Genomic DNA, 14,514 nt, shown 5'->3' with positions numbered 1-14,514 from the left:
CGCTCAACGTCCGGGAGCGTGAAAACACTCCCGTCCGGCGTCCTCAATCACCCTGAGCATGAATTCCCCCGCTTGCCCGGGGTCACGCAGATCACCCAGGCGCACGCCGAACGTGTCCAGCGTGTAGCGCACGGCCTCGTCCTTGGAGATGATCTGTCCGGTCCTGACCGTGCAGTGCAGTCTCGGCGGGCCGATCATGCGGGTCAGCGCCTTGCGCGGCGGCCGGTCGGACAGGCACTGCTGGGCGAAGGACCGCCAGTGGCCGGTCAACTGGTCCAGGTTCCACTGCCGCAGCTTGTCCGGTTCCGGATCGAGGCCCAGTTCCGTCGGCGCGGGCCCGCGAACCGTGATTCCCTTGTCCAGCAGTACCTTCCACATCACCGGATTGACGTCGAACCCGCGTCCGGCCTTGAACCGCCGTCCGCTGTGCGACGCGATGGGCCGGATGCTCGTCACCGGCTTGGCCATGTCCTCGGGGGCGACGAACACGCCGTTCATCGTGCCCGGAATGCCGGGTTTCCCGAGCAGCACGGCCGCTCCCGCGGTCCGCAGGTTGCCCAGGACATGCAGCGCCCGCAACCGGCTGGGGTCGCCGGTCAGCACCGCGACGAAGTCCACGTCGCTGCGATCGGCGTGCCAGGCGCCCAGAGCGGCCGAGCCGACCAGGTAGAAGCCGGTGATCTGGCCGGGCAGCAGCCGGTCGGCCACGGTGAGGTATCGGTGCACGATCCGCTCGATCACCTCCCCGACCTTATCCTGTGGTCCGGGGGCGGTGTCAGGCGGAGCGGCGGGCCAGCACGCCCTGTTCGATCGCGTACCGGGTGAGCTCCGACCGGCGGCGCTGGCCGGTCTTGTCCCTGATCCTGTCCAGATAGGACCGGACGGTGCGGATGCTGATGGCCAGTTCCAGGGCGATGTCCTGGTCACGTTCCCCGGACGCCACCAGGGAAAGCACCTCACGCTCCCGCACGGACAGCTCGATCACGTGCCTGCCCCGCGTGGCGGAAAGCATGTACGAGGCCAGAGTCGGCGAGATGTAGCTCTCCCCCATGGCGATCAGGCGCAACGCCCGCAGCAGCTCGGCGGCCTCGACGTCCTTCGACAGGAATCCGCGCGCTCCGGCGGCCATCGCGCTGAGCACTTCGTGCTGGCCGGCGTGCGCGCTGACCACCAGCACTTTGTGGCCCATCCCGACGACTTCCATGACCGCCGCCGAGTCGCGCACGCCCGGCAGTTTGAGGTCCAGGACGACCACGGACTCCGGCGAGCGTCGCCGGACCGCGAACTGGGCGACGGATTCGGCGACCGTGTCGAGTTCGAAGTCCGGTGACTCCGTGAGCAGCTGTGCCACGGCCGAGCGGTAGAGCGGGTGGTCTTCGATCACCCCGACTGTGATCCCCATGGCACCACAGTAGGAACCGGCCGTGGCGCGGTGTGACAGTCATTCACCCCTCATCCAGGTCACCTCGACCCAGACCTGCGATCCGCTGTGCACCGTCGAGCTTGTGACCCCGTTGTGGGACGTTGCCGGGACGCTCTCCGGCGGTGAGTCGGAGACCACGCTGACGGTCACGGATTCCCCTGTGCCGACAACGGTTACCCGCGCCATGCTGACGGCCGTCGTGAGCATCGTGACCGCGGGTTCCGTCAGTGCGCGGCGGGCCTCGGGCGGCACGACAGGCCGTTGCCCGCGCTCGGCGAACCGTACGGAGACGCCGTTACGTTCGGCCAGTTCGATGTATCCGCGCAGCTCGTGCAGTAGCGGGTCGGGGGTGCCCTCAGCGAACAGGCGCCGCATCTTGGCCGCGTCCAACGAGCACTGTCGCCGGACCGTCGCGTCGCCGGGGTCCAGGGCCCCGGAAGCCAGGCCGGTCAGCAAAGGCGCCGTGGTGTCGGCGAGGACGGCGTACCGTTCCTTACGGTCACCGTGCAGTTGATCCGCGACGGCTTCCGACGTCCGCAGTTCCTCCTCGTCCCGCGCGATCTTCGCGGCCGACACGGCGATTCCCCGCAGCACGGTCGCGATCATGCCGACGGCCATCTGGTACGCCAGCACGAGCACGGTCGCGTTCACCGCGCCCGCGATGGTCACCGCGCTCACGCCGCCGATCCAGACCTGGACGAACGTCAGCGCGTACTGCAGGACGACCACCCCGGCGAACACCACGGCGCGTTCGTCCAGCAGCAACAGGACCAACGACCAGGCCACGTCGCCTTCGGACCAGTGCGCGAAACCCAGGCGTTGCTCCGGCAGCACGGCCTGGGTGGCGAGGATCGAGACCCCGAACACCAGGAACACCAACGGCCAGCGCAACGGAATCCGCGAAGCCCCGGTCCACAGGGTGAACCCGGCCCACAGCGAGATGAACGTGCACACGCCGAGCGTCAGATACTGTGTCGCGCCGGACGTGTACGACTCCGGATTGGCCAGGATCTTCGGCAGGTCCAGGCCGTAGAGGATCACCAGGTTCATCGCGACCATCGCCCAGCGCAGCCCCCGCAGGAACCGGTTGGCGATGATGTCGGCGTCCCCGCCCGCCGGTTCCCCCATCCTGATCGGGCTTTCCAGGCGGACCGTGGTGCCCTCGCCGGGTTTGCTGGCCACGGAGGCGTTCCCGCCGATACGGTCCATCCGTTCGACGAGCGACCGTGCCACGCCGAACCGGTTGTCCGGCACGCTCGCGGGGTCGAAGCCCTTGCCGCGATCCACGATCTCGACCGAAACGGTGCCGTCGTGGTGGCCGACACGGATCTCGGCGTCCCGCACCCCGGAATGCCGGACCACGTTCGTCAAGGCTTCCCTTGTGCCACGGGACAACGCGATCGCGACGACCGCGGGGACGGTCACCGCGCCGGGCACCTGCCAGGTGATGGTCAACGGCGCGCGGTCGGTGACCTCACGCAACATGTCCACCAGGTCGACCTGGCCCGCGGGGATGTCCTCACGGCCACGGATGACTTCCAGGTCACGCGCCGCCTGCTCGGACAACCACCTTTCCGGCTTGGCCACCACCCCCGCGCCGACCATCAGCAGCGTGGCGGAGGCGGTGTCGTGCAACGCTGCCAGGTACTCCCGCTCGTCGGCTCGCCGGGCCGAGGCGATCGCGGCTTGCCTGCGTAGTTCCTCGTTGCGGGCGACCAGCCGGTCGGCGATCCGCGCGCCGCGCCGGACGAACCTGTACAACGCGAACGACAGCGCGGCTTCCATGATCATCCACAGTTGCACCGGAACGTTCGCCGTCCACCCGGTGGGGTCGGCCACCGCCGTGCCGGCCAGGTAGGCCGCCATGATCACGAGCGTCGCGACCGCGAGCGTGATCGGCCCCAGTTGCCACGGGTACGACACGACCGTGATCGCCGCGGCGACGAACACCCAGCTCGCGGCGGCCGCGGCGTCGGGGGTGGCGGTCCACACCTGGGTCAGGCACGCCGCGCACATCACCGCGACGTCGGCCACCGTCAGCCAGATCCCGCCGTTGCGCACCTTGCGGTAGGCGTACCAGGCGTTCCACCCGTTGAGGACCAGGACGACGGCCGCCGCGAGCACGGGTTCCCGCGCCGGTTCCAGCAGCAGGGACACCAGGCTGGCCATGGCGACCACGACCAGCCGCAACCCCAGGGCGTACCGCAGCCCGATTCTCAACAGTTCCCGTTCCGCGGACCCCACTCGCCGATGTTAGGCACAAGTGCCCCGCGTCCCGGTGGGTAATTCTGCCGCCGATCAGGCGTGTTCCAGCGCCCCCTCGTGAGTGTTTGTCCGTGTTCTAACCCTGATAAACACTCACGAGGGGTGAGCTGGGGTTTCAGGGTGACATCCAGCCGGGGGTGATCATCGCCGATTCGTAGGCCAGTACCACCAGTTGTGCTCGGTCACGGACGTCCAGTTTGGTCATGATCCGGCTGACGTGGGTCTTCGCGGTCGCCGGGCTGAGCACGAGTTTCGCGGCGATCTCGTCGTTGGACAGCCCGGTGGCCACCAGGGTCATCACCTCGCGTTCCCGTTCGGTCAACGAGTTCAGCCGTGGGCTGGGCGCCGGGCGGTCGATCCGGCCCGCGAACTCGGCGATCAACCTGCGTGTCACCGTGGGGGCGAGCAGCGCGTCTCCCCGGGCGACCACGCGGACGGCGTGGATCAGTTCCATCGGTTCGGTGTCCTTGACCAGGAAGCCGCTTGCCCCGGCTCGCAGCGCGCCGTAGACGTAGTCGTCGAGGTCGAAGGTGGTCAGGATGATCACGCGGACGGCCGAGCTCCGGACGATCTCGTGGGTCGCGGCCAGGCCGTCGAGTTCGGGCATCCGGACGTCCATCAGCACGACGTCCGGTTCGCACGCGCGGGTCTGGCTGATCGCCTCCGTGCCGTTCGAGGCCTCGGCGATCACCTCGATGTCGTCCTCGCCGTCCAGTATGGACTTGAAACCGGCGCGGACCAGTCGCTGGTCGTCCGCGAGCAGGACTTTGATCATCGCTCCGCCCCAATCGGAAGCGTGGCCGACACTCGCACGCCGCCGGTTCCACCTCGCACGGTCAGCTCGCCGCCGACGGATCGTGCCCTTTCGGTCATACCACGAATCCCGTTGCCCGCGTGCACGTCGCCGCCGCGGCCGTCGTCGTCGACCTGCACCCGCATGTCCTTGTCGCCGTACTGGATCCGGACGTTCACCGCCCGCGCTGAAGCATGCCTGGTCACGTTGGTCAGCGCTTCCTGGATTATCCGGTACGCCGCCAGGTCCACCTCCGGCGGCAACGGCCGGGGCTCGCCGTCCACTGTGACCTTCAGGCCGGTGGCACGGGTGCGTTCGACCAGTTCGTCGAGCTGGCTCAGCCCGGGCGGCCTGGTCGGTGCCTGTTCGTCGACCTGGCGCAGCACACCGAGCGTCGCCCGCAGTTCCCGCAACGCGTCCTTACTGGCCTGCTTGATCGCTTCCAGCGCTTCGGGCTCGTTGTTCCTCCGGTGCAGCGCCGCGCTGGCCTGCACATTGATCAACGAGATGTTGTGCGCGAGGACGTCGTGCAGCTCCCGTGCGATGCGCAGGCGCTCGTCACCGGCTGCCCGCTTCTCCGCTTCGGCGACGAGCGCACGACGGCCACTGCTCACGGCGCCGAGCGCGATCACGGCGACCAACCAGCCGACCAGCATGAACATGGCGATGTTGTCGACGTGCCTGACAGGCGTCGCGATCTCGCCCAGCACGACGCTCGTCATGGCGATTACCGCGATCGCGATCGCCAGGACGATCCGTCCCGCGGCGGCGACCGAGTACAGCGCGATGACGAAGGCCGCCAGCAACGGACCGGAACTTGTCACGAACGGGTAGTAGACGCCGCAGCCGATGATCGTGCCGACGGTGACCGACACCGGGAAGCGCCGCCGGAACGCCAGAATCCCACACGTCAGGATGATGACGACGAACCCGGCCACGTCCGGCGCGGGTCCGTTCAGATACGTCAGTCCCAGGACACCGGCCAGCACGGCACCTGCCCACAGCGCGTCCCTTGTCCACTCCGCCACAACCCGAGTTTGCCCCAGCTCAGCCCTCGTGAGTGTTTATCGGTGTTCTAACACTGATAAACACTCACGAGGGGGTAGCTGTCAGACCGGTTGTGCGGGGGTCACCTTCTGGCGGTGCACGATCACGTCGAACCACTGCCCCACCGAGCCGCCGCTGGTGTAGGAGCCCGGCCCGCGGTCCGGCAGGCCACGGGTCACGATCGGCGCCCGCAGCCAGCTCCGCACCTCAGGTGGGGCGGGCACGCGCAGGTCCACAGCGAACTGGTCGGCGCGGACGGCACCCAACGGCCACTCGAACCAGTGCCGCGGAGGCGCGGGCAGTGCGACCGTCTCGCCGGGGCTCACGCTGACCGTGCCGTGGTCGAAGGTGAACCCGATCGGCACGTACCGGCGGCCATACCAGTCGCGCAGGTACGACCCGGCGCTCGCGAAGCGCATGTCCGGGTCGGGCGGAATCGCGATCCGCAGGTGCGGGGCGTTGGCGACGTGCGGGCTGGCCGCCCAGTACGCCACCTTGTCGCCGCTGTGGTCACGCCACCACCGCAGGTTCTCCGCAGCACGGGCGTCCCGGTACACCAGGCCATCGGCCGCCGAGCGGCTGTAGTGCTCGTAGAAGAACTTGATCTGCCGGGCATGCCCCACGGCCAGCGCATGAGCCCGGTCTCCGGGCTTGTGCGGCAGGCTCGTGACCAAGTCATGGACCTTCTGGGCAGCCGTGATGAAGGGCTGCTTGTCCACGATGGCCTGGTACTTCGCGATGTGCCCGAAGATGTCCGCTGACGCCGGACGGATCACCCGCAGGTGGGCACGAACCTCCGCCAGCCGCTCGGGCGCGGTCCGGGCGACGAAGGCGTCGACGGCGTCATACGCCGAGAGACCGGTCAGGTAGTACTCGACGCCGACGAAGCGCACCTTGTCGGCCCGCCCCTTGTTGAAGTCGCGCAGCCACAGCAGCACATCGGCCACTTCATGGTTCTGCCACATCGGGCCCAGGTTGCCGAGCACCACGCCCAGGTCCACGGCACCGCCACTGATGTACTCGTCGACCTCGACGCCCGTCGTCCACTGGTCTTCCCAGGCGATGGACCGGAAGCCCAACTGTTCGACCAGCACACGCAGCACACGGTGTTTGAGCCGCAGTTCCTCGGACGCACCGTGCACCGACTCGCCCAGCCCGACGATCTGTGCCTGCCGGACCGACTCGCGCAGCGGCGCCAGATCGTCAAGCGATCCCGCCGGATCGACCCGGTCAAGCGGCGCCATGGTCTGGGTGACCCAGCCGGTCACCGGGTGCTCCGAACGCCCGGCGGACGCCGCCGACGCACCGCCCAGCATCCCGGCGCACACGAGGGTCACGACAAGCCCTCTGCCGAATACCGATTGCCCCATCAGAACTCCTTTCTCCTGCTGGGACACCATTCCGGGAGCGGTCATCGCACACATCCGTCGCCGAGCGGGTCGCCGAGTACGCCACTCGACGTACGCGGACCTAGTTGACCGACCAGTCAAGAGGGCGCTAGCGTGCCCGCATGGTGGTGTCGAGGGAACGGATCGTGCGGTCGGCCGCGAAGATGTTCCTCACGCGCAGCTACGCGTCGGTCGGGATCAGCGATCTGTGCACGGCCGCGGACGTGCACAAGGGCAGCTTCTACCACTTCTTCGCGTCCAAGGCCGAGCTGGCCAAGGCCGTGGTCGACCTGCACGCGGCCGAGTTCGACAGGCGGTTCGCCGAGGCCAAGGGCCTCTACGCGGTCGCCGGCGCGGTCGCCGACGTCCAGGGCGCGTTCGAGGAGAAGTTCGGCCGGATCGTGGGGTGCCCGTTCGGCAACCTCGCGGCGGAGTTGTCCACCACCGACGACGAGCTGAGGGTTCATGTGGCCGCGGTGTTCGACCGGTGGGAGAAGCGCCTCGTCGCCGCGTGTGAACAGGCGCCTCTCCGGGACGGCGTCGAGCCGGAGCAGCTGGCGCGGATGATCCTCGCCCAGATCCAGGGGCAGATCCTCATCGCCAAGGTGCGGTTGCGTCCGGCCACCGAGATCGCCGCCGGAATCCGCGCGCTGATCAGCGCCAACCTCAAGGAGCCGGGATGACACGCTCCACTGTGGACTTCCACTTCGACCCGATGTGCCCGTTCGCCTACCAGACCTCCGTGTGGCTGCGGGAGGTGCGCGACCGGATCGGCATCACGATCAACTGGCGCTTCTTCAGCCTCGAAGAGATCAACCGGTTCGAAGGCAAGAAGCACCCGTGGGAACGGGAATGGTCGTACGGCTGGTCGCTGATGCGGATCGGCGCCACGCTACGCAGGCGCGGCATGGGCCACCTGGACACCTGGTACGCCAGAATCGGCGAAGCACTGCACATGCGGGGCGAGAAGCCCCACGATCCGGCCGTCGCGAGGCAACTGCTCGACGACCCGGGCGTGTTCGACGAAGCGATCAACGACCCGACGACACACGACGAGGTCAAAGCGGATCACCAACGGGTGGTCGACGCGGGCGGATTCGGTGTGCCGACACTGTTCTTCGAAGACGGCCAGACACTGTTCGGGCCGGTGCTGGTCGACCCGCCGAAAGGCCAGGACGCGGTGAAACTGTGGCACGTCGTCACCGGAATGGCGGACCTGCCGCACGTCTACGAACTGCAACGACCCAAGTCACCGGCGGACCAGCACCTGATCGCCCAGCACCTGCGGCCGTACCTGGACGGACGGGACTGGGTGAGCGTCAACCGAGGCGAGATCGTCGACTTCTCTGGAGGGACCGCATGACCAAGGCGAAGACGGTGCAGACGCTGATCGACGAGTGGTCCTCGATCGACCAGCTGCTGGCGGAACTGCCCGAGGAGCAGTGGAAGACGCCGACGGCGTTGCCGGGCTGGTCGGTGCAGGACGTGGTCGCCCACATCGTCGGCACGGAACTCAACCTGTCGGGCAAGCAGCCGCCCGAGGTGCCGGGCGTCCGCGAATACCCGCACGTGCACAACGACATCGCCGCGCTCAACGAGTGCTGGGTGGAGTCGATGCGCGCCCAGTCCCCCGCCGACGTGCACCGGCTTTTCCGCGAGGCCACCGCGACCCGCGCCGAGGCGCTCACCGCGATGTCCGAAGAGGACTTCGACGCTCCCTCGTGGACACCGGCGGGCCAGGACACGTACGCCAGGTTCATGCGGATCCGGGTGTTCGACTGCTGGATGCACGAACAGGATGTCCGGGAAGCGGTCGACCGGCCGGGCCACGAGTCGGGCGATCCGGCCGAGATGTCGCTCGACGAGATTTCGGTGGCGCTGGGCTACATCGTCGGCAAGAAGGCGAAAGCGCCGCAGGGATCGTCGGTCACGTTCGACCTCGATGGCCCGGTCCGGCGCCGGCTGCACGTCCAGGTCGACGGTCGCGCCACGGTGGTGCCGCAGTTGGCGGGCGAAGCGACCGCGACACTGACGATGTCGTCGACGGTTTTCACCCGATTGGCTGGTGGCCGGATGCCGGTGGAACTCGGATTCGGTCGTACCACGGTGAAAGGCGACGCCGACCTGGCGGAGAAGGTGGCGTTCGCGCTCCCGTTCACGATCTGACCCAACTGGGAATCCCAGTGCTGGGACGGGGAATGACACCATGGCACGGTGGCGAAGCACACCGGGTCGACGTTCCTGCGCCGGAAACTGGGCGCGAAGTTGCGGAGGATGCGCGAGGCGGCGGAGTTCTCCTTGGACGACGCCGCACCGAGACTGGACAAGACAAGGAGCGCGTTGCACCGGATGGAAACCGGGGAGACGCGGGTCGACGTCCACATGGTGCGGTCCATGATGGACCTCTACGACATCTACGACCCGGACCTGATCGAGGAGGCACGGGAGGCCTACAAGCCGCCGTGGTACCGCGCCTACGGCGACTTAGGTCTGGGATATGTCGATGTTGAGACATCGGCGGCGCAGGTCGACAACTTCGAGGTGCAGTTGGTACCGGGCCTGCTCCAGACGGAGCAGTACATGCGAGCAGTATTCGGCCACTGGGAGCCGTCCGCGGCCGACAATGACACCGCAGTCCGGCTGATGCGCCAGCGCAGACTCATGGGTGAAGGACAGCCCCTGCGGCTGAACACAGTCATCGATGAAGCAGTGCTTCGATGTGACATAGCCGGACCTCGACCTGAAGCGATGCTCAAGCAGTTCAGGCACCTGCTCGCGGCGGCCGCCTTGCCGACAGTCAACCTCCAAATCCTGCCGTTCCGGCGGGCGGCCAGGTGTTTGACCGGCCCATTCAACATTCTGACCTTTCCCGACCAGGAGGATCCCGCCATTCTTTATGTCGAACATGTCGCCGGAGCAATCCACATCGATGATCCCGGAGATGTGGCGAAGGCCAAGCTTGAGTTCAGCCTGCTGCAGGCTGAGGCGCTGACTCCGGCAGCCTCCATCACCCTGATTGAGCAAGTGGTGGAGGATCTCAAGGACGTTGAGCAGTAGCGAATACAGCTTCCGTCAACAGGTAGCGAGCATCGTCGCGAGGGCGTCCCGCTCCTTCGTGTCCACCGTGAGCTGGTAGAAGGCTTTCACCGCAACGTAGTTCTTCGCGTACGTGCACCAGTACGCCCGCACCGGCGGCTTCCACGTGCCCGGGTCCTGATCGCCCTTCGACCGGTTCGCCGCCGCTGTCACCGCGAACAGTTGCGGGTTGCCCAGGTCGTTGGCGAACTGCTTGCGCTTCTCGTCGGTCCACGTCGACGCGCCGGACCGCCACGCCTCAGCCAGCGGCACCATGTGGTCGATGTCGATGTCCGCCGCCTTCGTCAGCTCCACGCCGTCGTACGGGCTCACCCACTTGCCTGACACCGCACGGCACTGCGCGTCCCGCTGAACCTGCGCTCCTTGGCGTTGCAGCACGATCTCCCTGGTGTCACACGAGTCCCCGTTGCCCGCCCAGTGCGAGAACCGGTCGCGGCTGTACCCGCTCATCGGCCCCGGCGGCGCCACCTTGAGGCTTTGCAGGTCCGCTGATTCCGGTGGTAACGCGGCGGATTCGGCCCGGTTCAGCCACCAGAACGCGACCGCCAGGACAAGCAGCAGGGCGACCGCGCCGACTGCGGCGACGGTCGAATGACGAGTCCGGCTCACACCACAGATTCAAAACGATCACTGGCGTGAGCCGGACGAGGCGCGCCGGACTAAATCTGCACCATCTGGTCGAACAGCGACCGGTACCGTTGCAGCGCCACCCTCAGCTGCTCGGTGTCCACCGAGTCCCATTCGCCCTGTAGCGCCCGTTTCCGCTCGTTCAACTGGGACGTCAGCGTCTCCACCATCTGCGTCACCAGTGCGTCCGCCTCGCGGACGGCCTCACGGGGCTCGTCCACGAAGCCCGCCTGCAGTTCACGCCACTGCGCGCGGTACTGCTCCGCGTCGCTGTCCTCGAAGATCCGCGTTCGTGCGGCGACCGGCGCCTGGTCCTCCGGAATCCGGTTGTCGGTCCGGTCCTCGGCCACCCGTTCGCCGTCCACACGGCCGTTCGTCCGCTCGTCGGCGCGGGTTTCGGCCATCCGGTCGTCGTTTCTCGTGGCTTCGTCGATGTTCGCCTGCGCCTCGTCCCCCGCGTCGTTCCGGCGTACCTCGTGCCTGCGGTCGTTGGGGTCGATGGTCGTCATGCGCGTTGCACCGCCTTACCCGGCTTGTGATCCAGCAGGTCGTCCAGGACCTTGCGGTACGAGATCATCGCTTTGCGCAGGTCGTCCGTGCTGGCGTCGGATCGGGTCCGGACGTCGTGTGCCGTCCGGTAATGGTCGACCGCCCCCGCGTGTTCCACGGACAGGTCGGCGAGCTGACGGTCGTAGCCCTCGGCCGGATACCCGAGATCCGTCACCACGACGTTCACCAGCCGGTCGGCTTCCCCCACAGCCTCCACCGGTGCGTCGACGAACCGCTCCTGGATACGCGTCCACTCGGCGCGGTACCGCTCGTGTTTCTCCTGCGGGAGCGGGTGGAGTTCAAGCTGGGAATGTCGCCGTTCCCGGTCGGCCAGTTCCTTCTCCGCTGCCTTCCGGTCACCGTTGGTCGACACCACGCGGTCGTACTCGGGGCCGAACCTACGGCGCAGGCGTTGACTACGCATTCGCGGCATTAAGAAGAACACCGCCGCCGCGGCGACGAGCACCACCAAGACGATGATGGCGATGATCGCACCCGTTGACATCGTGAGACCTCCTGTTCTCGAAGGTTTGCCTGTTGGGTGCCCTTCGTGATGATCACTACACCCCGGTCGGCGAGAATCGGGCGGTGCTCATGCGGCTACGGAACCGATATGCCTGGTTCGACCACCTGGTCCGGATGATCGACCGGTACGTCGACCACAACGCGTACCAGTACGCGGCCGCGATCACGTACTTCAGCGTGTTGTCGGTCGTCCCGGTACTGATGGTGGGTCTGTCGGTCACCGGTTTTGTGCTGGCCGACGACGACGAGATCACCCGTGACCTGCGGATCACGATCATCCAGGCGCTGCCGTCCGGCCTCGACGGCTTCGTCGCGGACATCTACGACAACGTTATCGATCAGCGCGCGTCGCTCGGTGTCTTCGGTCTGGTGATCGGCCTGTACGCCGGCTGGGGCTGGATGAACGCCCTGCGTGACGCGCTCACCGCGATGTGGAACCTCCAACGGCCGCCGATGCCGTTCTTCCGCACCATCCTGCGGGACCTGTTCGCGCTGATCAGCCTGGCCATCGCGTTGCTGGTCTCGTTCTCGTTGACCGCCGCGGGCAGTTGGCTCAACGGATCGATCCTGCAGTGGACCGGGATGGACGACCATCCGTGGGCGGGCACCGTGCTGTCCTTGCTGTCCGTTCCCCTGGCCATCTTCGCGGACTGGCTGGTGTTCCTGTGGGTTCTCGTCCGGTTTCCGCGGGCCAAGGTCAGCAAGCGCTACGCCGTGCGTGGCGCGTTGGCCGCCGCGATCGGGTTCGAAATCCTCAAGATCGGCGCCAACGTGTACCTGAACCTGCTCGGCCGGTCCCCGACGAGCGCGGCGTTCGGCTCGATCATCGGTCTGCTGGTTTTCGTCTACCTCGTGGCACGGCTGTTGTTGCTGGTCGCCGCGTGGATAGCGACCGGTGGTGATCAAGGTGCCACCCCACTGGTGGTCCAACCGGAGCAGCGCGGGGAGTACCTTGGAGACACCACTGCCGGGTCCGCCGCGCCGACGCTGCGCCCGGCGACCGCAGGTTGGCTGGTGGCGGCGGGTGCCGTGGCGGCACTGTGGCTCCAGCGGACCTTCCGACGGAAAACGCGGCCGAAGTAGGGAGAAAGCGTGTCCGACAGCGACGTGGTCCAGATCCAGCTGGAACGTCACGAGTCGGCGGTGACCGTCGCCCACGTGACCGGGGACATCGACCTGGCGTCGGCCGATGTGTTCCGGGCGGGCCTCGCCGAGAGCGTGGCCGCCTGCGACGCGTTGGTGCTGAACCTGGACGGCGTGACCTTCATGGGGTCGCTCGGGTTCTCGGTGCTGGTCGAGACGCACCGCGAGACCGAGCGCCGCAACGTCAGGTGGGGCATCGTCGCGGGCAGTTCGCCGATCAGCCGCCCGCTGAAGATCACCGGCCTCGAGCAGGTCCTGCCGATCTACCCGTCCGTCTCGGACGCGTTGGACGCATTGGGCGAGGGCCGCTGAGTCAGTACGGCTGGATGGCCAGCAGCGCGATGTCGTCGTGATCGTTGCCACCGAGCCATTCCCGCACGCTTGAGTTGATCTTGGCGAGCATGGCGTCGATCGGTTCACCGGCACACGACGACAACAGATCGTGCAGCCTTTCCTCGCCGTACAGCTCGTCGCCGGACGGCCCGCCGCGGGCTTCGCTGATGCCGTCGGTGTAGAGCAGGCAGACGTCACCGCGGCGCAGCTCGACGAACTCCTGGCCGAACTTGGCGTTCGCGGTCACCCCGACCAGCATGCCCGGGATGATCACCTCTTCGACACGGCCGTCCCGGCGCAGCACCAACGGGCTCGGGTGCCCGCCGGACCCCATCGCCAGGCGCATCGAGTCGGCGCCGCGTGAGGTCAGCGAGCCGACCACGAGACTGGCGAACCGGCTGCGTCCCGTGGCCAGCAGCGTCTGGTTGACCAGGTCGAGCAGCCGCTGCGGCTCCCGCTCGACCAGATGCAGCGCGCTCAGCGCGTGCCGGATGCTGCCGGTCAGCGCGGCCGCCTCGGGTCCGTTCCCGCAGACGTCGCCCAGCAGGAACAGCAGCGTCCCGTCCGAGCGCGGGTGCACGTCGTAGAAGTCGCCGCCGACCTGCAGCGGGCCGGACGCGGGCCGGTACAGCGCGGCCATCCGGCAGCCCGGCACGGCCGGCAGTTCCGACGGGTGCAACGTGCTCTCCAGGCCCTCGATCGCCGCCCGCTGTTTGCCCAGCACAGCGGCAGCGTCCAGGGCGGCGCCCGCGCGGGCGGCGAACTCCCGGACCACCCGCTGCTCCACGTCGGACAACGGCTCGCTGCGGGCCAGGATCAGCACGCCCGGCGTCTCGTTCGTGACCAGCGGTACCGCATGGATCTCGGGGTGTCCGACGAGCAGCTCACGCAACATGCCCGGGATCGCCTCGACCTCGGGCCGTGGCAGCGCGCGAACCGTGGACTGCGTCGCGAACATGGCTCTGGCGAGCACCGGAGCGACCGCCGGTGTCAGCCGCCTGACCTTGCCGCGCAGCGAACGGCCGTCCAGGACGTGGCACCACCACGCCCAGCGGCCTCGGGTCGACGGCAGGAGCACCACCGCGCGCTCGGCGAGGACCGGACTCGCCAGCTCCGCGACGCATGCCGCGGCCGTGTCGGTGTCCATGCTGCCGCAGAGCCGGCCACCGACCTCGGCAAGAAAGGCCGTGTCGTCTTGCTCGACAACGGCCGGACGGGCCGATGCCTCTGCATCGGTCATCCCGCACCTCGCTGACGCTTCGGCAACTTCGTCCATAACCGTAGCGCCTGCCACCACGGGCGCTGACGGACATGGCAAGGTTAGA

Annotated in this window: 16 protein-coding genes; 6 read left to right on the top strand and 10 right to left on the bottom strand. The window is 67.7% G+C overall.

Annotated features, from left to right (window positions below; translation table 11 throughout):
* Window positions 1–3: 3 nt before the first annotated feature.
* From GC106_RS00875 to GC106_RS00850, 6 genes are all read right to left on the bottom strand, one after another.
* The gene (locus tag GC106_RS00875) at window positions 4–741 is read right to left on the bottom strand and encodes a nucleotidyltransferase domain-containing protein (RefSeq protein WP_173123293.1); all 738 of its coding nucleotides are present in this window, start codon (window positions 739–741) and stop codon (window positions 4–6) included.
* Window positions 742–775: 34 nt separating this feature from the next.
* Window positions 776–1,402 carry a response regulator gene (locus GC106_RS00870; RefSeq protein ID WP_173123291.1) on the bottom strand — a complete coding sequence of 209 codons (627 nt, stop codon included), beginning with the start codon at window positions 1,400–1,402 and terminating at the stop codon, window positions 776–778.
* 39 nt (window positions 1,403–1,441) lie between these two features.
* The gene (locus GC106_RS00865) at window positions 1,442–3,667 is read right to left on the bottom strand and encodes a sensor histidine kinase (protein WP_173123289.1); all 2,226 of its coding nucleotides are present in this window, start codon (window positions 3,665–3,667) and stop codon (window positions 1,442–1,444) included.
* A gap of 136 nt (window positions 3,668–3,803) precedes the next feature.
* Window positions 3,804–4,463, bottom strand: coding sequence for a response regulator (locus GC106_RS00860; RefSeq protein WP_173123287.1), 660 nt, complete (start codon window positions 4,461–4,463; stop codon window positions 3,804–3,806).
* Window positions 4,460–5,509 (bottom strand): sensor histidine kinase, encoded by a 1,050-nt coding sequence (locus GC106_RS49180; RefSeq protein WP_217279915.1) that lies wholly within the window; start codon window positions 5,507–5,509, stop codon window positions 4,460–4,462. Before GC106_RS49180 ends, GC106_RS00860 begins: the two co-directional genes overlap by 4 nt.
* Before the next feature lie 81 nt (window positions 5,510–5,590).
* Window positions 5,591–6,898, bottom strand: coding sequence for an erythromycin esterase family protein (locus tag GC106_RS00850; protein ID WP_173123285.1), 1,308 nt, complete (start codon window positions 6,896–6,898; stop codon window positions 5,591–5,593).
* Window positions 6,899–7,038: 140 nt separating this feature from the next.
* On the opposite strand from GC106_RS00850, the gene GC106_RS00845 reads away from it, so the two are divergent.
* The 4 genes from GC106_RS00845 to GC106_RS00830 are packed head-to-tail and all read left to right on the top strand — an operon-like array spanning window position 7,039 to window position 9,973.
* The gene (locus tag GC106_RS00845; protein WP_173123283.1) at window positions 7,039–7,599 is read left to right on the top strand and encodes a TetR/AcrR family transcriptional regulator; all 561 of its coding nucleotides are present in this window, start codon (window positions 7,039–7,041) and stop codon (window positions 7,597–7,599) included.
* Window positions 7,596–8,279, top strand: coding sequence for a mycothiol-dependent nitroreductase Rv2466c family protein (locus GC106_RS00840; protein WP_173123281.1), 684 nt, complete (start codon window positions 7,596–7,598; stop codon window positions 8,277–8,279). Before GC106_RS00845 ends, GC106_RS00840 begins: the two co-directional genes overlap by 4 nt.
* On the top strand, window positions 8,276–9,082 hold the full coding sequence (locus tag GC106_RS00835; protein WP_173123279.1) for a maleylpyruvate isomerase family mycothiol-dependent enzyme: 807 nt from the start codon (window positions 8,276–8,278) through the stop codon (window positions 9,080–9,082). The genes GC106_RS00840 and GC106_RS00835 overlap by 4 nt, the downstream gene beginning before the upstream one ends.
* Before the next feature lie 48 nt (window positions 9,083–9,130).
* Window positions 9,131–9,973 (top strand): helix-turn-helix domain-containing protein, encoded by an 843-nt coding sequence (locus GC106_RS00830; protein WP_173123277.1) that lies wholly within the window; start codon window positions 9,131–9,133, stop codon window positions 9,971–9,973.
* 15 nt (window positions 9,974–9,988) lie between these two features.
* On the opposite strand, the gene GC106_RS00825 is transcribed toward GC106_RS00830, so the two are convergent.
* Genes GC106_RS00825 through GC106_RS00815 form a run of 3 tightly spaced genes read right to left on the bottom strand, consistent with a single transcriptional unit; the run spans window position 9,989 to window position 11,693 of the window.
* Window positions 9,989–10,621, bottom strand: coding sequence for an HNH endonuclease family protein (locus GC106_RS00825; protein ID WP_312872334.1), 633 nt, complete (start codon window positions 10,619–10,621; stop codon window positions 9,989–9,991).
* 50 nt (window positions 10,622–10,671) lie between these two features.
* Complete coding sequence (locus GC106_RS00820) at window positions 10,672–11,148, bottom strand: hypothetical protein (protein ID WP_173123275.1); 477 nt, start codon at window positions 11,146–11,148, stop codon at window positions 10,672–10,674.
* The gene (locus GC106_RS00815) at window positions 11,145–11,693 is read right to left on the bottom strand and encodes a hypothetical protein (protein WP_173123273.1); all 549 of its coding nucleotides are present in this window, start codon (window positions 11,691–11,693) and stop codon (window positions 11,145–11,147) included. Before GC106_RS00815 ends, GC106_RS00820 begins: the two co-directional genes overlap by 4 nt.
* Before the next feature lie 32 nt (window positions 11,694–11,725).
* Here GC106_RS00815 and GC106_RS00810 point away from each other — a divergent pair, with 32 nt between their 5' ends.
* Both GC106_RS00810 and GC106_RS00805 read left to right on the top strand, forming a co-directional pair.
* Window positions 11,726–12,796, top strand: a complete 1,071-nt coding sequence (locus GC106_RS00810) for a YhjD/YihY/BrkB family envelope integrity protein (RefSeq protein WP_246364604.1) — start codon at window positions 11,726–11,728, stop codon at window positions 12,794–12,796.
* Window positions 12,797–12,805: 9 nt separating this feature from the next.
* The gene (locus tag GC106_RS00805; protein ID WP_173123271.1) at window positions 12,806–13,168 is read left to right on the top strand and encodes an STAS domain-containing protein; all 363 of its coding nucleotides are present in this window, start codon (window positions 12,806–12,808) and stop codon (window positions 13,166–13,168) included.
* A gap of 1 nt (window position 13,169) precedes the next feature.
* Here GC106_RS00805 and GC106_RS00800 read toward each other — a convergent pair whose 3' ends face one another.
* On the bottom strand, window positions 13,170–14,429 hold the full coding sequence (locus tag GC106_RS00800; RefSeq protein ID WP_173123269.1) for a PP2C family protein-serine/threonine phosphatase: 1,260 nt from the start codon (window positions 14,427–14,429) through the stop codon (window positions 13,170–13,172).
* Window positions 14,430–14,514: the final 85 nt, after the last annotated feature.

The organism is Kibdelosporangium persicum, from assembly GCF_013280595.1.
Classification (GTDB): domain Bacteria; phylum Actinomycetota; class Actinomycetes; order Mycobacteriales; family Pseudonocardiaceae; genus Kibdelosporangium; species Kibdelosporangium persicum.
This window is presented reverse-complemented; position numbering and strand designations above follow the sequence as displayed.

Excerpts from the sequence above, each read along its gene's own strand:
- GC106_RS00820 (WP_173123275.1), bottom strand. The coding sequence starts at position 11,148 with ATGACGACCATCGACCCCAACGACCGCAGGCACGAGGTACGCCGGAAC.
- GC106_RS00850 (WP_173123285.1), bottom strand. The coding sequence starts at position 6,898 with ATGGGGCAATCGGTATTCGGCAGAGGGCTTGTCGTGACCCTCGTGTGC.
- GC106_RS00870 (WP_173123291.1), bottom strand. The coding sequence starts at position 1,402 with ATGGGGATCACAGTCGGGGTGATCGAAGACCACCCGCTCTACCGCTCG.
- GC106_RS00860 (WP_173123287.1), bottom strand. The coding sequence starts at position 4,463 with ATGATCAAAGTCCTGCTCGCGGACGACCAGCGACTGGTCCGCGCCGGT.
- GC106_RS00845 (WP_173123283.1), top strand. The coding sequence starts at position 7,039 with ATGGTGGTGTCGAGGGAACGGATCGTGCGGTCGGCCGCGAAGATGTTC.
- GC106_RS00835 (WP_173123279.1), top strand. The coding sequence starts at position 8,276 with ATGACCAAGGCGAAGACGGTGCAGACGCTGATCGACGAGTGGTCCTCG.
- GC106_RS00840 (WP_173123281.1), top strand. The coding sequence starts at position 7,596 with ATGACACGCTCCACTGTGGACTTCCACTTCGACCCGATGTGCCCGTTC.
- GC106_RS00800 (WP_173123269.1), bottom strand. The coding sequence starts at position 14,429 with ATGACCGATGCAGAGGCATCGGCCCGTCCGGCCGTTGTCGAGCAAGAC.
- GC106_RS00815 (WP_173123273.1), bottom strand. The coding sequence starts at position 11,693 with ATGTCAACGGGTGCGATCATCGCCATCATCGTCTTGGTGGTGCTCGTC.